Origin of the sequence: Meiothermus ruber DSM 1279, from assembly GCF_000024425.1 — a bacterium.
In the GTDB taxonomy this organism is placed as follows: Bacteria; Deinococcota; Deinococci; order Deinococcales; family Thermaceae; genus Meiothermus; species Meiothermus ruber.
Window position 1 is genome coordinate 3,052,195 of record NC_013946.1, and the last position, 18,894, is coordinate 3,071,088.

At 64.4% G+C, this 18,894-nt stretch carries 16 protein-coding genes and 1 CRISPR repeat array (1 of these 17 only partly in view); of the genes, 4 read left to right on the top strand and 12 right to left on the bottom strand.

All coding sequences use genetic code 11. The features are described 5' to 3' along the window. Positions 1-1,429: a CRISPR direct-repeat array (repeat unit 29 nt; unit sequence CGGTTCATCCCCGCGGGTGCGGGGAATAC) (it extends 3,127 nt beyond the left edge of the window). 20 nt (positions 1,430-1,449) lie between these two features. The 12 genes from cas2e to MRUB_RS15200 form a co-directional block, all read right to left on the bottom strand. Further along, positions 1,450-1,830: a type I-E CRISPR-associated endoribonuclease Cas2e gene (cas2e, locus tag MRUB_RS15150; protein WP_013015254.1), complete on the bottom strand. Its 381-nt coding sequence runs from the start codon at positions 1,828-1,830 to the stop codon at positions 1,450-1,452. Beyond that, on the bottom strand, positions 1,784-2,746 hold the full coding sequence (gene cas1e / locus MRUB_RS15155; protein WP_013015255.1) for a type I-E CRISPR-associated endonuclease Cas1e: 963 nt from the start codon (positions 2,744-2,746) through the stop codon (positions 1,784-1,786). Before cas1e ends, cas2e begins: the two co-directional genes overlap by 47 nt. A 2-nt stretch (positions 2,747-2,748) precedes the next feature. Then, positions 2,749-3,381, bottom strand: coding sequence for a type I-E CRISPR-associated protein Cas6/Cse3/CasE (cas6e, locus tag MRUB_RS15160; protein ID WP_013015256.1), 633 nt, complete (start codon positions 3,379-3,381; stop codon positions 2,749-2,751). Next, positions 3,356-4,051 carry a type I-E CRISPR-associated protein Cas5/CasD gene (cas5e, locus tag MRUB_RS15165; protein WP_013015257.1) on the bottom strand — a complete coding sequence of 232 codons (696 nt, stop codon included), beginning with the start codon at positions 4,049-4,051 and terminating at the stop codon, positions 3,356-3,358. Before cas5e ends, cas6e begins: the two co-directional genes overlap by 26 nt. A 1-nt stretch (position 4,052) precedes the next feature. Beyond that, on the bottom strand, positions 4,053-5,225 hold the full coding sequence (gene cas7e / locus MRUB_RS15170) for a type I-E CRISPR-associated protein Cas7/Cse4/CasC (protein ID WP_013015258.1): 1,173 nt from the start codon (positions 5,223-5,225) through the stop codon (positions 4,053-4,055). A gap of 9 nt (positions 5,226-5,234) precedes the next feature. Then, positions 5,235-5,732 (bottom strand): DUF2939 domain-containing protein, encoded by a 498-nt coding sequence (locus MRUB_RS15175; RefSeq protein ID WP_013015259.1) that lies wholly within the window; start codon positions 5,730-5,732, stop codon positions 5,235-5,237. Next, on the bottom strand, positions 5,722-6,330 hold the full coding sequence (casB, locus tag MRUB_RS15180; protein ID WP_013015260.1) for a type I-E CRISPR-associated protein Cse2/CasB: 609 nt from the start codon (positions 6,328-6,330) through the stop codon (positions 5,722-5,724). The genes MRUB_RS15175 and casB overlap by 11 nt, the downstream gene beginning before the upstream one ends. Then, positions 6,311-7,861: a type I-E CRISPR-associated protein Cse1/CasA gene (casA, locus tag MRUB_RS15185; protein WP_013015261.1), complete on the bottom strand. Its 1,551-nt coding sequence runs from the start codon at positions 7,859-7,861 to the stop codon at positions 6,311-6,313. The genes casB and casA overlap by 20 nt, the downstream gene beginning before the upstream one ends. A gap of 13 nt (positions 7,862-7,874) precedes the next feature. After that, positions 7,875-8,300: a hypothetical protein gene (locus tag MRUB_RS15870; protein ID WP_157413581.1), complete on the bottom strand. Its 426-nt coding sequence runs from the start codon at positions 8,298-8,300 to the stop codon at positions 7,875-7,877. Beyond that, positions 8,297-10,996 (bottom strand): CRISPR-associated helicase/endonuclease Cas3, encoded by a 2,700-nt coding sequence (locus MRUB_RS15190; RefSeq protein ID WP_013015262.1) that lies wholly within the window; start codon positions 10,994-10,996, stop codon positions 8,297-8,299. The genes MRUB_RS15870 and MRUB_RS15190 overlap by 4 nt, the downstream gene beginning before the upstream one ends. Continuing rightward, on the bottom strand, positions 10,993-12,024 hold the full coding sequence (locus MRUB_RS15195) for a helix-turn-helix transcriptional regulator (protein WP_013015263.1): 1,032 nt from the start codon (positions 12,022-12,024) through the stop codon (positions 10,993-10,995). The genes MRUB_RS15190 and MRUB_RS15195 overlap by 4 nt, the downstream gene beginning before the upstream one ends. A 424-nt stretch (positions 12,025-12,448) precedes the next feature. Next, the gene (locus tag MRUB_RS15200; protein WP_013015264.1) at positions 12,449-13,318 is read right to left on the bottom strand and encodes a C40 family peptidase; all 870 of its coding nucleotides are present in this window, start codon (positions 13,316-13,318) and stop codon (positions 12,449-12,451) included. 226 nt (positions 13,319-13,544) lie between these two features. Between MRUB_RS15200 and MRUB_RS15205 the strand changes: the two genes are divergently transcribed. The 4 genes from MRUB_RS15205 to dnaX all read left to right on the top strand — a co-directional run bounded on the left by MRUB_RS15205 (position 13,545) and on the right by dnaX (position 18,880). Continuing rightward, a complete protein-coding gene (locus MRUB_RS15205; RefSeq protein WP_013015265.1) occupies positions 13,545-14,771 on the top strand; it encodes an S-layer homology domain-containing protein in 1,227 nt (408 codons plus the stop codon). A 259-nt stretch (positions 14,772-15,030) separates the two neighbouring features. Continuing rightward, positions 15,031-15,456, top strand: coding sequence for a hypothetical protein (locus MRUB_RS15210; RefSeq protein ID WP_013015266.1), 426 nt, complete (start codon positions 15,031-15,033; stop codon positions 15,454-15,456). 103 nt (positions 15,457-15,559) lie between these two features. Continuing rightward, positions 15,560-16,819, top strand: coding sequence for a DNA polymerase Y family protein (locus MRUB_RS15215; protein WP_015586607.1), 1,260 nt, complete (start codon positions 15,560-15,562; stop codon positions 16,817-16,819). Positions 16,820-16,954: 135 nt separating this feature from the next. Beyond that, complete coding sequence (gene dnaX, locus MRUB_RS15220) at positions 16,955-18,880, top strand: DNA polymerase III subunit gamma/tau (RefSeq protein ID WP_013015268.1); 1,926 nt, start codon at positions 16,955-16,957, stop codon at positions 18,878-18,880. Positions 18,881-18,894: the final 14 nt, after the last annotated feature.

The following is an 18,894-nucleotide window of genomic DNA, read 5'->3' on the forward strand; positions in this document are numbered from 1 at the left end:
CCCCGCGGGTGCGGGGAATACGCTGGCGCATGGCCGCTCGAGCATCTCATGGCCCGGTTCATCCCCGCGGGTGCGGGGAATACGTTGTAGGGCGGGGCTCCCTGCCCGACCAGGGCGGTTCATCCCCGCGGGTGCGGGGAATACGCACCGGGTACCAGTCGAGGGCCTGAGGGAGCGGTTCATCCCCGCGGGTGCGGGGAATACGTCCTGCCCGAGCATTTCGCGCTCGTGCAGTTCGGTTCATCCCCGCGGGTGCGGGGAATACTCCGACGAGCCCAAGCCGGTGCTGCGCTTTCTCGGTTCATCCCCGCGGGTGCGGGGAATACTGTACCGGGCGGCTCAAAACGCGCTACAAGAGCGGTTCATCCCCGCGGGTGCGGGGAATACTCAGGCTCGGGGGCGGCCCAGGGGCAGGCCGCCGGTTCATCCCCGCGGGTGCGGGGAATACGGACGCGGATGGGTATTTCTCTCATGCGTCACCTCGGTTCATCCCCGCGGGTGCGGGGAATACTGCGCAAACATTCGGTGCCGATAGGGTACGCTCGGTTCATCCCCGCGGGTGCGGGGAATACGTTAGCGAGTCAGGGGATATTTACAGGATTTCCGGTTCATCCCCGCGGGTGCGGGGAATACGGACGCGGATGGGTATTTCTCTCATGCGTCACCTCGGTTCATCCCCGCGGGTGCGGGGAATACTGCGCAAACATTCGGTGCCGATAGGGTACGCTCGGTTCATCCCCGCGGGTGCGGGGAATACGTTAGCGAGTCAGGGGATATTTACAGGATTTCCGGTTCATCCCCGCGGGTGCGGGGAATACGTCGCCGGGCACCTGGCTGCCGTACAGGCGCTCGGTTCATCCCCGCGGGTGCGGGGAATACCAGCTCTACACCCAGCACATCGGATCCGGCACCGGTTCATCCCCGCGGGTGCGGGGAATACTCATCGGGACAATCAAGAACGGCTCAGGGACTTCGGTTCATCCCCGCGGGTGCGGGGAATACGCGACGCTGGGCTGTGCAACGACGCTCTGCCCGGTTCATCCCCGCGGGTGCGGGGAATACCCGCTCCACTAGCCTGTAGGTCCAGTATACGTCGGTTCATCCCCGCGGGTGCGGGAAATACTGCAGGTGGCTACTGTGGCTGTGGCCACTATTCGGTTCATCCCCGCGGGTGCGGGGAATACGGGGACGCCCCGATTGATAAGTGGGGCGGATCTGGTTCATCCCCGCGGGTGCGGGGAATACGCGGCGCTGCTCTTTTCGTTTTTCCCGTTTGCTCGGTTCATCCCCGCGGGTGCGGGGAATACGCTGCTGACCGTGCTGGGGGACACGGCATCGGCCGGTTCATCCCCGCGGGTGCGGGGAATACGTTGAACGGTCCGTTGAGGACAGGGTGCTTTCGGTTCATCCCCGCGGGTGCGGGGAATACACTTGATTCTAACAGCAAAACTAGCCGCTCGATCCCCCGGAAGTGTCAGAATCCCGAGTCTGATTGTCAAGATTCACCCCTGGTTTGGCTTTTCTACTTCGCTTTTGGTGCATACGCTCCCACTCGGCATTCTTCACGGCCACCAGGGTCAGGCCGTCAAAGTCTACGAGGGTGCGGGTGGTGTCGCCATGGGTTCGGATGGCAAAGCCCTGTTCGTTGTTGGTGCGGTAGAGCAGGCAGCAGCGTCCAGCAGTTTTTTTGGCGACGCACTTTTCCCAGAGCAGGTCGCGCACCAGCGCCGAAACGCTGCCCACAAACACACCGGTACTCACCTCGAGCATCCAGCGCGAGAGCTCACCCCTCAGGGTCTTGGGTACCTTCTCCAGGACGATCACTACCATAGGCTATCCCACCTGGAACCGGGCCGTCGGGATCCCATAGATCGCCCGGTGCTGCGGGGTCGGCAGCGTAGGGGTCGGGGGTCTCGAGGGCATCGAAGAGGCTATGCAGGTCGGAGACGATGCGCTCCAGGAGCTTGACCTCCTTAAGCTGTTCGCGCAGGGTGTGGCGCACGCGGCGTTCGACGCCCACGTCCGACTCGGCGACCACTCGGAAGGCGGTGGGTATGAGGGTTTCGGCCTTGTAGATATCGGCCACGTCGTAAACGAAGGAAAGCTGCTTACCGGTGTGGATGAAGCCCAGGGCCGGGCTGTAGCCCGCCGAGAGGATGGCGGCGTGGGCCAGGCCATACAGGCAGGCTGCCCCGGCGGAGATGGCGCGGTTGATGGGGTCGGCGGCGGCCCAGTTGCCCCGCTGGTAGTTGCGGCCCTTCCACTCCACGCCGGTCTCGCGGCTCCAGCGGGCGTAGGTCTCGCGCACCCGCACCCCTTCCAGGCCCCGGATTTGCTCAAGGGAAAGCTCGGGCGACAGCGGCTCGGGAAAGCGCAGCCGGTAGAGGCGCTTGACCACCTCGAGGTGGGCCTCGGGGTCGGCCCAGGCCCGCACCTGGCGCATCAGGTTGGCGCTGGAGCGGGTCTCCCCCATCCCGCTGGCATAGAAGCGCACCATCTCCTCACCCACCCAGAACACTGAACAGCCGTTGTTGGCTAGCTGGCGTATAGCGGCGTGGGTGATGGAGGTGCCAGGGCCCAGCATCAGCACCCCCAGCGCCGCCGCCGGGATGGCTACCACCCCTTCCTGGCTGTAGTAGGCCACCGCCTGGTCTTGCTGCTCGAGGCGGCCGTGTTCCAGGTAAAGGTACGAGAGCCCATCGCGGAATTTGGGGAGTTCCTGGAGGTTGCGGGTCTCGTACTTCATGGCTACACCTTTGCGATGGAAAGCAGGCCAAAACCCAGGGCTTTGGCGTGGCCCAGGCCAGCAGCCAGGGTGTGTTTGAAAGCCTCGAGGTCGGTGATCTTCAGATGCCCCTCGTACAGCACCGACTGAAGCACAATCGGGCCGGAGCCGTCGTGTTTGTACATGCGCACCCGCTCGCTCTGAACCACCATCGCGCCCAGCACCGAGAAGCCCCCTTTGGCTCCCTGGCGATGCAGCCACTCGAGCTGCTCTTCGAGGGTTTTCAAACCGTGGCGCTTGCGCTTTTTGCTATCAGGATTGTTGGGATCTTTTTTGGTCACAGTAGGGTTAGCACGTAGGCGAAAGCGCAGCACCTGGGCAGGCTGGAGGTGCTCGAGGGGGATGGGTTTGGAGGCTGGGGGCTGGGCAAAGTAGCCGGGGAAACGCTGGACCAATTTTTCCCAGTCCGGCATCCCGGCACTCTGCACCAGCACAATGGGGATTTTTCCTACCTCAGCCCGCCACAAAAAGCGCGCTGGGGTCTGATTGGGCCCGGCAAAGGCATGGCACAGGGTGGCGTGCAGCTCATAGGGGCTGGCCAGGTCGGTGCGGGCCTGCTTAGAGCGGGGATCAAGCTGGAGTCGGCTCAGGTACACGCTTCACCTCCACCCAATGAGGAACCACAAAACGGGCCCCAAAGCGGCGTTCCGCAAAGGAGCCCAGCGGCTGATCCATGCGCAGCGAACCTTCGCTCGAGCCCCAGTTTTCCAGCATGACCAGGCACCTGACCGACTCGCAATCCTTCCCCTCTTCGTCCTTCGGCCAATCGCGCCCGAGGTAGCGGTACTTGAGGGCTTCCTGCAAAGGCTCCTCGCGCAGGCCGTCCTCGAGATACACCCCTGGGCTGGGCAGGTAGCCCTTTCTACCCAGAAATAGCGGCCAGGAGGGGTTCTTCAGCGCCCGGTGCGCGCGCTCCAGGAGGCGTTGGTCTTCCCCCTCGAGCCCCACCAGGAAAACCGCATCGGCCAGGTAGTAGCGCCGGGATGTGGTGGTGGGGTGCACCTTGGACTCATCGGCGGCGATCACGTTCTGGGCGGTCTGGTAGTCGTAGCGCAGCACCCCCGGCTGGTCGACGCGCACCCCCATCCGCAAACGCGCCAGCTCGAGCACAGGCGCCCGCTCTTCGCGGTCTATGCCCATAGCCGCACACAGCAAGCCGATCACCCCGCTTTTGGAGGGGGTGAGGTCGGTGTCTCGCTCGTCAAAGCGGCTTTTGGTGCCCCAGGACTGCATGGGGCCCGCCAGGCGCAACAGCAGGGTGGGCATCTCAGACCTCCAGCCCAAGGTTGGCCCTGACAGCTTTCATTGTGCTTTGCACCAGTTCGTCCAGGCTTCCCACGGGCGTGCCGATCTGGCTCTGGGCATCGGTGAGGTTGAGCACCCAGGCCGCTCCATCCTGCCCGTAGGCGGCGGAGAGCTTTTGCCACCTGGCCTCGAGCCGCTCCACCGAGGCCTCGGTAAGGCTTTTTTCCCGGCTTGGGCGCACCGGCTTCTCGAAGGCGTTGGCCAGGTTGCGCGGGTCGGCTTCCTGACGCACCGTGAACAGCACATACTCGGGGTCGTTGTGGGCCGCAAAGGAGTTCTGCTTGCCGCTGGGCTTGGCTTTGACTATCGCCCGCAGGAAGGCCTCGAGGCCCCGGAGCATCAGCTCGGTATCGTTCTGGAGGTTCGCACGGAGCTTCTCGAGGTCGAGCGCAACATAGCGGTAAAAGCAGGCCGAGTTGAACTCCACCGTACCGATCATGTCGGCCCCCGCATTGTCATCGGGCTTGAGGTCGTCCACAGCGGTGTAGAAGTCGAACTCGCGCTCCACGGCGTGGGTGGAAAGGGCATGGGCCACCTGGCAGGCGGCGTCCTGGTTCTTCTCGGGGAGGTCGGCCAGCATGCGCCCGAACAGGGCCACGTCCAGGGCCTTGCCGCCATCTAACACACTGCCCAGGGCTTTTTTGATTTCGTCGGGGACGGCTTCCCTGGCAGCTTTCTTGGCATCTTTGGTTTTCTTTTTACCCCCCTCTTCCTCGGCCTGGGGGGCCACCAGGCCATCCCAGTGCTGGTCGATGAGGTCAGCGATCCTGGCTACCTCTTGCCTGCCCAAAAACAGCAGGTACTGGGTTTTGCCCTCTGCATCAACCCTCAGGCCCATACCGCCCAGGGCTTGCTCCACCTTCTGCCGGGCTTCCTCCTTGCCCCTGCCCCTGGCCTCGAGCTGATCTACCAATGCCTGAACCAGCCGCTTGGTGCGTAAAGCCAGCGCCTCCTGGGGCAGGCCATTGGGGTGGTCGCGCACATACTCCCGTGCAGCCCGCTTGAGGCACTGGCTGCTGATGCGCCCGCGGCGGTAGCCACCAAAAATGGCATCCTTGGGAGAGCCAGTGTCGTCGCGGTTGAGGTTGGAGGGGGCGAAGTTTTGCAGGATGTGAATCTCGAGCAGGTGTTTCATGTTTTTCTCCTATTGCGATAGATTGAGATCGATCTGTAGCCGAACAACCTTCCACCCCAGGCCCTGGCGTTCCATGACCAGGCCTTCGTTGGGGTTATCTTTAGCGTGAATAAACGCTTCGGAGAGACCGCGGCGCTTGATGCGCCAGTGGGTCACATTTTGTGTATCGGCCTGCCCCGGCTCCTCTCCCGTACCAACGCTGGCAAGCCCTTCAGGCGTGACGTAAGCATCTATAACCCGGTCGACCATCGGCCCCACAAAAGCCAGGGCCAGCGCCCCGAAGCCCGTGGTGTCTTTCTCAACTTCTCGCATAAACGCGCGGTTGAGATCGGATTTCAGGCTTTCCCGCACCCTGGGAAAGTCCACATATCTTGAAACGGCCGAAGCGTTGTTGGTTGCTATGGCCCGCTGCAACCCGCGAAGGGCAAGGTAGGGGGAGAACCAAAAATAAGCGAACCCCAGCACCATAGCCGCAATCGCTACCCACAACCACTGTTTACTGCGCATCTTCACCCTCCATGGAGATGGTCTCTTCCTTAGCAACGGTACGGTAGAAAGCCCTGGCCCATTTCTGTTGCACTGGCTTGCGCTCACGGTTCCAGGCCAGCAGGTCGCGCAGGAGTTCCGACCAGTAGATGCGGATGTCGTCCTGGCTCTCAATAAGCTGCACCATCTGGCGCAGGCGGTAGGGCAACTGCTCTTCATCGGCATCCAGCAGGGCGATAAAGCGCTGCTCGATGCTTTTGGACTGGTCGCGCGCAAGGTAAAGCTGTGCAATGGCGTGACCCAGCGTGCGGCGGTAGCCTTTATTCACGCCTCCTTCATTGTTCTGGCCCACCTCAGGCTCCTCTTCATCTTTGCGAAACTGCTCCAGCTCCGATGAAGAGACCGTGCTGGCCCACAAACCGGCCACCAGGTAATAACAAATCCGCTCCCAGCGATCTTCGTGCTCGTCCTGGATGCGCCCCAGGAACCCCTCAACCAGCGGAACCACCTCCGCTCCCGGCGCATCCAGGCCGCGGCGCATCCGTGCCAGGTCGGCTGGCGTGCTGCGCTGGCGCAGGTACCGTACAAAAGCCTGTTCTCTACTGACTTCCTTTTGCACCCACTACCTCCTTTTGTTTGTAGATATGGGCCAGCAAAATGCCCTCGCCCTTGTGAACGGCCCGCAAAGCCCGGGCATCGTCCCCCGCGGCCAAAGCAGCAAGCCGCCAGGCCTGCAGGGCCTCGCGCTGGAGAATCTCGCGCCAGGCCCGCTCGAGCCGAGCCTGCTGCTTTTCGAAATCGGGGCCGAGCTGGCTTATCCAATCGGCGAAATGGCCCTCGAGCGCCGACCAGTAAGCCACCTGGTGAGGAAAGCTCCGGGCCAGCTTGCTCACGTCGTCTTTATGGGGCTTGCGATCCCCCATGGACAGCAACCCGGCGGCCAGGGCTCGAGCAGCCCCATTCAAAACCTCTCCCATCACTTCGGCTTCGTTCAGGCATTGCTCGACAAAAGCGCGCAGGTCGGTCTCGCCCAAAATGGCCTCGGGCAGGCGGTATATCTCCCCCCGCCAGAGTTCGACCTTGGCCTGATCACTGGCCTGACCCGCCACCATCACGGGGAGGCCCCGCTGCCTGAAATGGCGGCCCAGGGCGCGGTAAACGTTGCGGGCATGGTCGGCCACGGCCAGCCCCTGGGCCGAGCCGGGCTTGGGCAGCAAAGCGGCAAAGTCGCGCCACAAGGCCCGGCCCTCGCTAAAGCCGAGGGGGCGCTCTCTGGTGGGGTCTTTGGGGTCAGGGCGAAACGCCACCATCGGGTCGCGCCGAACCTGGCTCTCCTCGTAGCGAACCCCCGAGGCGTAGGCGATCCAGCGTACGATAGTCTGACCATCTTCCTCCTCAGGGTGCAGGCGCACCGCGCGCGCGAGCCAGGTGTAGCGGTGCACGATGCCCTTGGCGCTGGCCCTGGCCCGCTCGCAGTCCGCCAGGTCGGCAACCTTCAGGGGCTCCTGCTCCCAGGTGGCGAAATCGTGCTCGTGCTCCCTTTTGGGATAGGCCACTAGGTTCAGGCACAGCGTCTGGTGGAGGTTGTCGCCCAGCACCAGCGCCAGAGCCGCCGTCGCGACCGGCGCCGTGGCGGTGTGGCACAGCACGCTCTTGCCTGCAGAAAGGGCAAAGGTCTGGTTGGCCACCAACAGCCGGGCGGCCTCGGCGGGCAGGAGGGGGCGGGGCCTCGAGGTGACGGTGTGGTCGAAGAGCACCTTGTTGTTGTCGGAGTTGAGTTCGGGGGCCAGCACCGTCCAGGAGCGGCAGGAGCGCTCGAGACTGAAGTCGGGCACCTGGTAGAAGGGCCGCTCGGGGTGGAACAGGTCGAAGCGATCCCGGTACTTACTCAGATAGGTCTGAATCTTTCCGCGATCGAACCCCTCTTCGAACCACTCGGCCGCCTCGTAGGCATCGGCGGGGCCCTCCAGCGCCCGGTGCAGCACCGCCAGCAGCAAGCGGTGCAAGGCCGCCGTCACCAGCGGGCTGGGGTCTTCGATGCGCTCGAACTTGTGAGCCTCGAGCAGGGCCTGCTCGAGGCTCACAAGCAAAAGCTCGTTTCCCGTTCGCACGGGAATCCAGGGCTGGGTTATTAGATTAAACGTGGGCAAAACACACCTCCTTTTAGCTTCGGAACTTGGCAGCATGAACACAGATGTCACAATCCCATTCATCGAGCGAGCCGTACTGTTCGAACAACCTGTATTCTCCCAGTCTTAATTCGAGTTCAGCTCTGAGTTTTGCTATGTTGGGAACATTTGCAGCGCGCGCTGCATCCATCACTAGCTCAACCAGTTCATCGTCTGCTAAAATGCCATAGAGCAAGGGAAACACCTCCTTTCTCACCGATGAGCCCTTCTCAACTTGGCGGCGGGCAGGGCTTGTCGGTTTGTTGGTAGTGTAATAAAGTTTTTTGGATGTGTCAATCCTTTGAATCCTAAAAACGACTAACTTTGACTTTTGTTTACATCCCCACTTGTGTGGGGAACTTTTTATCCTGAAAGCTACTAACGGTTCATCCACGCTTAGGCGAGGAACTCTGACTATCATAGCGCACTCCCGTAAACCACCCCAAGCTCGGGGTGAAGCTCGAGCACAAGTTCCCCCAGCACCGCGCACCCTCCCTCGAGCACCACCGGATGGGCATGGGCCAATAGGGGAGTTTCACTCCAGGGCTTGGTGGGCAGGTCGTGGGCTTTCCGATGGGCCTCCAGGGCCTCGAGGTTGTTTTGCACCAGCTCGTACCGGCTGAGCTTGACCGAGCGGGCAAAGATGCGCCTGGCCTGGGCCAGCTCGAGCTGGCTGGCCAGGCTCACCCCCTCCTTCCCGCCCGCATCGAGGCAGAGCTGCCCGCCCACCCTATGCAGCAGCACCACCGTGGCGCTGGGGGGGCCTTTGCGGGTTTTGAGCAGGCTGGGGTCGTCGTCGGGGTTGGGCTCGTCGTCGGGCAGCCTGGTGAAGTCCCGGGGCTCGAGCCAGCCGGTTTCATCGGGGTCGCCAAAAGGCGCGTAGAAGGCCTCGTCCTGATCTCGGGCGTCCCTTTTTTCCATGCGGGCCTGGGCTTCCTCAAGGGCCCTCTTCCACGCTTCCGAAGGCCCCTGGGGCATGTCGCTGTAAACCTCCTGCACCAGGCGGTCGATATCGCCCGGAAGCCCGATCCGGGTGCGGTTGCGCAGGGCCAGCCAGCTCCGCAGCAGAACGTAGCGCTCGTAGATGCGTTCGGCCGTACCGAAGTCGGGCACCCCTTCGCACTCCAAACCCGCCACCCACAACACCGGTTCGGTGTGGGAATGCCGCTCCTCCGCGCTGCGGGCGTGGCGGTGCAGCCGCCCTGCGCGCTGCAAAACCAGATCCACCGGGGCCAGGTCGGTGAACATCACATCGAAGTCGAGGTCGAGCGATTGTTCAACCACCTGGGTGGCAACCAGGATGGCCCTTTTAGGGCGCTGCCCCTGCTTACCAAACTTAGCTAGAACAAGCTGCTCGCGATTTAAGCGCTCCTCGAGCGGATAGCGGGCATGAAACAGGTATACCTCCACCCCATCCGAATTGCCCGCCAAAGCCCGGTACAGCTCCTGCGCCCGCTGCACAGTGTTGACAATGCAGGCCACACAGCCGCCCCGGCGGGCCTGCTCGAGCGCCTGCTCGGCGATGGCCTCGAGGTCGAGCGGCAAGGCCCGTAGCTGCAGGGTGAGCTGTTTGCACGCCTCAAAGGTCTCCACCACGGGCATGGGGTTGTCCTTTACGACACGGGTAATGCGGGGGTATGGCTTGTCCTCGGTTATCTTCTCGGCCCCAAACGCCCTGAGCAGATTTTCCCGCTTGGCCCTGGGCAGGGTCGCGCTCATCAGCACGACCGATGAATCCAGCGCCCTAAGCCAGCGCACCAGCATCTCGATGAGGCCGCTGGTGTAGGTGTCGTAGGCGTGCACCTCGTCCAGCACCACCACCCGGTTGCCCAGACCCCACAGCCGCACGAACTGGTGCTTGGTGGGCAGGATGCCCAGGAGGGCCTGATCCACCGTGCCCACGGCGTACTCGGAGAGCAAACCGCGCTTGCGGTGGGAGAACCAGACCTGGGCCTCCACCCCTTCCTCGCGCTCTTCGGGGCTGTTGGGGCGCACGCGTATCTCCTGGTAGGCCTCCACCAACTCGCTGGCCCCGTGCAAGAGTTGCAGGTCGAGCTTGCGGGACTGCCCCCAGCGATCCAGAAAGGCCTTGGCCCGCTCGAACATGAGGTTGCCGGTGGCCTGGGTGGGCAGGGCCACGTACATCCCCCGGTGGCCGTTGGCGGCTTGCAGGCGCAGGTGGGCGTAGAAGGCCGCCTCGGTCTTGCCTTCGCCCATGGGGGCCTCCACCAGCAATAAGGCGGGGCAATCCACGCCCTCCAGGAGGCGCTCGATGGCAGCTTGCAGTGGGCGGGCCCTGAACGGCGCTTCGGGGCTACCCAGATAGGCAAAGACCTCTTCCAGGCTTTGCGGCTCGGGCATCAGGGTTTTGCGCTGGAACCAGCCGATGCCATCGAGCTTTTGCGCGGCCCGCGCCTTGGCCTCCCGGTAATACCCGGCCAGGTCGTCGCCGAGGGGGTGAAAGTCGAGGCTCGAGCCAATCCAGTCGGCGAAGCTGGTAAGGCCCGCCAGGCGCTCGAAAGCCGCACCCCCGTAGAGCTTAACTTTGGGAGCCTCCCCCACCCCCAGCACCTCGAGCACCGCTTCGAATAGCTCGCGGCGCACCTCGTCCCAGTTCGCGTTGCCTTTCTCGCGGGTTGTTGCTTTGTCCAGATCGCCCCTTGTTGCCCGGAAGCCGTGGTGCTCCCCCACCGCCGCTGCGACATTCTGGGCGGCCCGGTATTTCCAACCCCTGGCCTCGAGCAGTTCGGGCAGCACCACCTCGCTGATGATGCTGTGGGAAAGGTCGTGGGGCGGCGGCGTTGGGTCGCTTGACCAGGTGAGCCCTGTGGCCCAGAGCCGTTCCTTGCCCTCGGGCCATTTCTGCTGGAAGGCCGGGCTGGCCTTGCCGATATCGTGCAAGCCCGCCAGAGCGCAAACCCAGGCCTTGGCTTGCTGGGGCTCCAGGCTTAGATCGTGGGCGTAAAGCTCGAGGGTCTTGGGGGGCTCGCGCTCGAGGATCGCCTCGGCGCAGGCCGCCACGTCGAGCAAGTGTGCAATGAGCGGATGCCAGGCGCCCTGCTCCCGGCCCCGGTCGCTTTTGGCCCACAGCGCCCTGGCGGTCTCCGAAAGGCTCATGAACCCACCTTCCCCTTCATCCCTTCGAACCCCCTGGCGTACTCTTCCAGCACCTGCCGCGCCTCCGAAAGCCACCGCTGCCGCAGGCGGGCCGGTTCCAACACCTCCACCCGAGGCCCCCAGCTCTGCACCCAGGACAGAAGCTCCAGGGGGAAGTTGTCGTTGTTGGTGCCCACGGTAATGCAAACCTCGAGGCCCCCGTCGGGGAGCCTCGAGGCAATACGCAGGTTGGGGTAGCCGCCCTCCAGGATGCGGTAGGCGGCCTCAGGGCGGAAGCGAAGCCGAACCTCCACCGGCACGCCGCCGCTGCTGCCCACCACCCCCCAGGCATTGGAGAGGTAGTGGCGGGGGTCGAAGTCCGGCGGGATGGTGTAGGCCCCCGGCTCGCCCACCGCCCGCACCCGGCGCATCCGGCTCAGCTTGTAGGTGCGCAGGGCTTGGTGGTAGCCGCGCTCGAGCCCGATCACATACATCCCCAGGTTGGTGCGGGCCACCTCGAGGAAGTAGACCTCGAGCAGATTTTTGCGCGGCCGGCCCGAGCCACCGGGCTTGAGGTAGTCGAACTCGATACGCTGGCGCTTGAACCAGGCCTCGGCCACCACGGCCATGGCCTGCCCTTCATCGCGGCGCTGCAGGGTGCGGCGCTCGAGGTCCTCGGTGCTCTTGAGCGCCAGCTCCTGGGCCGGGGAGGGCAGCCGCCGGGCCAGCTTTTTGAGGGCCGATAGGTAGGTGGGTTCGTAGCCGGGGGTGTGGTGGTAGAGCATCCGCAGGGCGCTGTGCGTGACCAGGGCCTCCACCGGGCTCAGCTCGTGGCTTTGCAGCAGCTGATACTGTGGAGAACGCCCCACCCTGCCCACCTCCACCGCCTGCAAGTCCTCGAGCAGGTAGCGCAGGGCCGTGCGCTTATGCACCCCCAGCACCTGGGCCAGCTCATAGGCCGTGTAGGGCCTGGCCGCCAGCAGGTCGCGGGCCTCCACTAAGCGCAGCGCCTTTCTGTAATCCGCACTTTCTCGGCGTATTTGGCCCATAAGACTTTACCTACCCGCAAGTTTAGGTGCTGGCGTCCAGGTCTCGTCCAGGTTTTCAGAATAGCTTCTATTTCGCTCATAAACTTTGATAAAAGTACACCGAACATTACTCGATATGGGAAGCACCACCACAGGGTGAGGGTTACCAGAACTACCCGCCCCCACAACATTTGGGCCCACCGTCCACAACCCAATGGCCCGGCCTATTCCCCGGGCCGCCTGCCTGCAGGGTCAAGGTCAGGAGCACCAGCAGCACCATCCCTTTTTTCAATCAGCCGGATACCTTTTTGTGAATGCGCTGTTTGTTTTCCACGCCCGCCAGTGTGGGCCTCGAGCGTGACAGAGCCTGTCTCGCATCTTCGACAGCCAAACCAGTCCCCCACCGCTCAGGCCTGAGCCTGGGTGGGCTTCCTTTATGGCGCTATCAGGGGTGCACGGCCTGCAAGGCCTCCACCCGCTTGGCCCCGCGATAGACCCGCTTGTAGAAAGGGCTGTCCAGGCTTTCGATCACCACCCGGCTGCCGTAGCTGTTGGCGTGGGCGAACACCCCCCGGCCCAGGTAGATGCCCACGTGGTCAATCTGGCGGCCTCCAAAGCTAAAAAACACCAGATCGCCCTGGCGCATCGCGCCCTGCACGGTGCCGAAAGCCTCCCACTGTTCGCGGCTGGTGCGGGGCAGTTTGATGCCCACCTCGGCAAAGACCTGCTGTACAAACGCCGAGCAGTCCACCGCGCGGTCGGAGCTGGCCCCAAACACATAGGGCAGCCCCAGGTATTTGAGCACCACCAGAATCAGGGGGTGGGTGGGGTCGTAGTCGGTGTCGGCGGGCGGGCTGGGCTGGGGCTGCGGAGCGGGTTCGGGCGCAGGCGGGGTGGGGTTGGGCAGCGGGGTGGGGTTCGCCAGGCTGGCCGAAGCGCCCGGGGGCGGTTGGGGTGTAGGGGCCGCCGCGCCCACCTGGGGAATCCGCAGCACCTGGCCGGGCGAGAGGCTGGTGCCCTCGAGGCCGTTTTCCTGCTGGATGGCCTGCACCGTGGAGCCGTAGCGCCGGGCGATGGAAAAAAGCGTGTCCCCCCGCTGAACGGTGTGCTGTACGGTGCGGGGTGGCAATTGCAGCACCTGTCCTACGCTCAGGGTGGCCTCGCTCAGGCCATTGAGCCGCATCAGGATTTCCACGGTGGTCTCGTGGCGTTTGGCAATGGAATACAGGGTGTCGCCGCGCTGCACCGTGTAGGTGGGCCCGCTCTGGGCCAGCACCAGCGCAACCAGCCAGGGCAACACAGCAATTGTGCGCATAACAAGCCAAGTATACGCTCAACCTATCCAGCTTTGCGTTTATGGGCAGTTAATACAGGCTGGACTTTTAGGCTGCGGGCCCCGGCGGAAAATCACAAACATGAAATGGGTGATAGCGTTCCCAATTTCGTTTAAAGCCCAGCCACAGGAGCCCCTCACCCTGGCTGCGTAGCGTAGGAATCGAAGCCGAGCCAATCAGGCTTCAACAACCAAAGAGGAGGTTTATATGCGAAAAAGCCGTGTAACCTTAGTGGGGTTGATACTGGCTATATTTTTCGGCGCATTGGCCCAGGCCCAGACCCAGTTCCGGGATGTTCCGGCCGGGCACTGGGCCCGCCAGGCGGTGGAGTTTGCCGTGCAGTGTGGCCTCATCGAGGGTTTCCCCGACGGCACCTTCCGCGGCAACCAGAACCTGACCCGCTACCAGGCCGCCCTGATTTTCTTCCGTCTCTACCAGACCAACCGCCTCGAGAACGCCCGTCCCGAGTGCCGTCTGGCGGTGGAGCGGGGGGCGCAGGAGGTCGCCCCCGAGCTTCAACAGCTACAGCAGCGCTTTGAGGCCCTCGAGCGCACCACCCAGGATCAGGCCGCCCGGCTGGCCGCGCTCGAGGCCGAGGTTCGGCGAGCCATCGAGACCAGCGAAAAAGCAGCGGCCCTCGAGCAGCGCCTAACGGCCCTCGAGCAGCAGGTTCAGCAGTTGGCCCAGAACCCAGCCCAACCGGCGGGCCCCACCCCTGCCGATCTCCAGGCCCGCATCGCAGCCCTGGAGGAGCAGGTTCAGCGGCTGGCCCAGGCCCCTGCTGCCCCCAGCGCCCCACAGGACGTAGCCGCCCTCGAGCGCCGTATCGCCGCGCTGGAGGAGCAGATTCGCAACCGTCCCGATGCCGCCCGCGTGGCTGCCCTGGAAGAGCAGGTGCGCGGCCTGAGCAACCAGGTCACCACCCTGCAAAACCAGGTCAACGAACTGCGTCAGCAAGCCCAGCAACCCGCCCCTCCCCCCCCACCCCAGCCTGAGGTGCGGCTCCCCGAACCCCCCGCGCCCCCGACCCGCAACTTCTACTTTGGCGCAGGGGCGGCCCTGGGCATCATTCCCCAGCCCAGCGGGGGCGTCTTTGACAGCAGCAATATCAACCTTACCGGGATGGTAGGGGTGCGCGATGCATTCCTGGGCCTTGGCTTGCGGGCCGGCCTGGACTACAACCTCAGCACCCAGGCCCTGGGGATCGAGGCCTACCTGATGCGCCACTTTGGCAGCGGGACTGTCAGCCCCTACCTGGGGGTGGGTGCCCGCTTCCTGCCCGCCCTGGCCAACCCCATCTACGGCTCCGCCGCCGTGGGGCTCGACCTCAACCTGTTTGGCCCCCTCGGCCTCTTCGTGGAAGGCAACCCCCGCTTCGAGAGCGGCGGCAACTTCGGCCTGGGGGCGCGGGCCGGCCTCAAGCTGAACTTCTAATACCGGGTTCAAAAAGATAGTCATCGAACAAAAAGCTTTGAGCGGCTATCTTTTTGAATCCTAGAGCACTCCCGTTCCAAGGGGCGGTATCGCCCTCCGCTGCGCGGATAACTTCGGTCGGGTTAGTTCGCCACCGTTCGGTGGCGAACTAACCGAATCTGGTGTAACGCTTGCCTGTACAGCAAAAAGAGCCCTCGCCTGGGGGCTCTTTGTTTTTTTGAACCAGCAAGGACGCGGCCAGTGCCTATAATTCCCTGGGATGCGCGCTTTTTTGGGATGGTTCATCGTCGCACTGAGCGGGTTTTTTGTGGTGGCCGCCATCAGCGACCTGGTGTCGGGCAACCTGGGAGAAGAGGGGCCTGGGGTTCTGGCGGGCATGGCGGTGTTTTTCACCATCGTGGGGGTGCTGGGCTACCGCCTGGCAACCTCCAAAACCCCCCAAAGCGTCGCGCAATCGCCCGAGCAGCGCATTCTGGCCGTGGCCAAGCAGATGCAGGGCCGGGTCACCCTGGCCGAGGTGGTGCTGCACTGCCAGCTAGAAACCGAGCAGGCCCGCGCCCACCTGCGCGAGATGATACGTAAGGGGCTGGCCGAACTCCACCTCAGCGACCAGGGGGACGAGGTCTATATGTTCGCCGGGTTTGCGCCCGAGACCAAGGAAACCGCCAAAGACCCCTTAGACTGAGTCCCCTGGCAAGGAAGGCGCACCCCAGATACCCAGGCTATTTGCCCTTGCAAAAACATGACCCCTGTGTTATGTAATAAGCGTAATCGCCGAAAACCATTCGGTGTGTACCATCCAACGCATCCTGGAGGTTCGCATGGGCATCCACTACCTGTTTCTGGACATGAACGCCTTCTTTGCCTCGGTGGAGCAACAACTCCGGCCCGAGCTGCGCGGCAAGCCGGTGGCGGTGGTGCCCATGCTGGCCGAGACCACCTGCTGCATCGCTACCAGCTACGAGGCCAAGCGCTACGGCATCAAGACCGGGACGCTGGTACAGGATGCCCGGCTGTTGTGCCCCGGGCTCGAGCTGGTCGAGGCCCGCCCCAGGGAGTACATTCGCGTGCACCATCAAATCCTGCAGGCGGTAGACAGCGTGCTGCCCGTCGAGGCGGTGCTCTCGATTGACGAGCTGGTCTGCAAGCTAATGGGGCGGGAAAGGGAGCCCGAAAACGCCCTGCAACTGGGTAGGCAGGTCAAAGAGGCCATCTACCGGCGCGTGGGGGGCCAGCTTCGCTGCTCGGTGGGGCTGGGGCCCAACCGGTTTCTGGCCAAGGTAGCCGCCGAGATGCACAAACCCGATGGCCTGACCCTGTTGCAGCCCTCCGACCTGCCCCACCGGCTCTACTCGTTGCAACTGCGCGACCTGCCGGGCATCGGCCCCGGTATGGAGCGGCGCCTGTTCAAGCACGGGGTGACCACGGTGGAGGGGCTCTACCGGCTTTCTGCGCTCCAGCTCGCCCAGGTCTGGGGCAGCCGGGTACACGGCTTGGCCTGGTGGCACCGCCTGCGGGGCGCCGACCTGCCCGAGACACCCACAAGGCGGCGCAGCCTGGGCCACTCGCACGTGCTGCCCCCGGCGCTGCGTAGCGAGGCCGGGGCCCGCGCGGTGCTTACCCGGCTGGTGCACCGGGCCGCTGCCCGGCTGCGCCACGAAGGCTACTGGGCGGGTTCGCTGGCCCTGTTTTTGCGCTTTCTGGACGGTGGCGAGCAGCGCAAATGGGAGGCCCAAATCCGCATCCAGCCCAGCCAGGACACCCTGACCCTGTTGCGGGTGAGCCTTGGGCTCTGGCAGCAGAAGCCCGAGGGCACCCCCTTCAAGGTGGGCATCGCCCTGGGCCACCTGACACCGGCGCTCGAGCTGAGCGAGCCGCTGTTTGAGTCCGAGCAGAAGCTGGTGCGGCTGGCCCAGGCCATGGACAAGGCCAACAGCAAGTACGGCCCCCAGGCCCTCTACTTTGCCGGTATGCACCGCACCGAGCAGAGCGCCGTGACCCGCATCGCCTTTAACCGCATCCCCGACCTGGATTTGCCGGAGATATAGGACTTACTCGCAAGACCGTGTTTTCGAAGGACTGACCGCCCCCGACGGGTCTCGAGGTTCAGGTAATCAACGCCAGGCCCGAAAGCCCAACTGCCCAACTTTGCGCTTTTGGCTCCGGGCCTTAAGCTAGAACCCGTGAGCGCCCTCTACCGCCAGGCCCGCCCCACCACCTTCGACGAGATGGTGGGGCAGGAGCACGTCAAGGAAGTGCTGCTCAACGCCCTGCGTTCGGGGCGGCTGGCCCAGGCCTACCTGTTTTCCGGGCCCCGCGGGGTGGGCAAGACCAGCAGCGCCCGGCTGATTGCCCAGGCGGTCAACTGCTCGAGCGATCCCAGGCCCTGCGGCACCTGTGAGGGCTGCCGGCTGGTGCGGGAGGGGCGGCACCCCGACGTGCTGGAAATTGACGCCGCCTCCAACAACTCGGTGGAGGACGTGCGCGAGCTGCGCGAGCGCATCCTGCTCAGTCCCATCCTTAGCCAGCACAAGGTGGTGATCCTGGACGAGGCTCACATGATGTCCAAGAGCGCCTTTAACGCCCTGTTGAAGACGCTGGAGGAACCCCCGCCCCACGTGATTTTCATCTTTGCCACCACCGAGCCCGAGCGCATGCCGCCCACCATCCTCTCGCGCACCCAGCACTTCCGCTTCCGCCGGCTTTCCGAGGCCGAGATTGTGGAGAAGCTCCAGCGCATCCTGGCCGGGCTGGGCCGCGAAGCCGAGCCCCCGGCCCTGCAACTCGTGGCCCGGCTGGCCGACGGGGCCATGCGCGATGCTGAGAGCCTTTTGGACAGGCTGCTCACCCTCGAGGGCCCCCTCACCCTCAAACAAACCGAGGACGCCCTGGGGCTGCCCCCCCAGGAAGCGCTGTTTGCGCTGGCCGAGGCCCTGGACAAAGGGCAGTTGCGCCCGGCTTTGGAGCAGGCCCAGCAGCTTTACACCCAGGGTTTCGCCGCTCGCACCCTGGCCCAGGGGCTCCTGGAGGCCCTGCGGGCCGGGCTATACGGGCGCATGGGGCTGGGCACGGGCCCCCACCTGAACCAGCCCGACGAACGCCTGGTGGCCGCCATGACCGCGCTGGACGAGGCCCAGGAGCGTCTCCTCAAGCGCTCCGACGCCATGTCGCTGGAGCTGGCCCTCCTCGGCGCCTACCAGGCCCTGCACCAGGCCCCCACCGCCCCAAGCGCAGCGGCAACGGTTGCACCGCCCAGCATCCCCGACTTCGACCCCAGACCCAGAAAGCTCGAGGCCCGCAAGGAGGCCCCCGCTGCGCCGACCAGCACCCCTTCCCCAGGCGTGGCCGACCTCGCTTCGGAGTGGCGGCGGGTCATGGGCGCGCTCAAGATGACCATCCGCGGCTTTGTGCGCGAGGCCGAGCCGCGCTTTGAAGAGGACAGACTGGTGCTTTTGTTCCCCGAACGGGCCAGCTTCCACTTCCAAGGAGCGCAGAAGAACCTCGAGGACATCCAGAAGGCGGTTCGAGAGGTGCTGGGCCTCGAGCAGGTCGAACTGCGCCTGGGTGGGAAAAAAAAACTAGCGGATGAGCCGGCAGGGAACCGGGCCAACAACTTGCGGGCGGTAACCCGTCCCGAAGGGGATCGTCCCGATGGTACACGGAGTGCGCTCCGTCCCGAAGGGGATCGTCCCAATGGTGCACGGGCACCAGCCCGTCCCGAAGGGGATCGTCCACCTGGTGCACGGAGTGCGCTCCGTCCCGAAGGGGATCGTCCAGCAACCCCACCCCCAACAGAACCCCCCAGCACCCCAGATATAGCCGCTCCAGCTTCCGCCCCCATCGATGCGCTCTGGGAGGAACCCGGCCTCTCCCTGGAGGGGGGCCCGCCCGAACCGGAGCCCTGGCACCCCGAAGCGGCCCTCTTTGACCCCAACCCGCCCGACGAAGCCCTCGAGGAGACCGAAGGCCAGCCCGGCCTGCTCGAAGACCCGCGTTTTCAGAAGCTCATCCAGCTATTCGGCGGAAGGCTGCGCAGGTTTTACCCCGAGGCTCCACGCGAGGGGGCGCTCGAGGCCCCCGCCCCCGAGAGCGAAGGGGAGCCAGACTAAGGCCAGGGACGCGC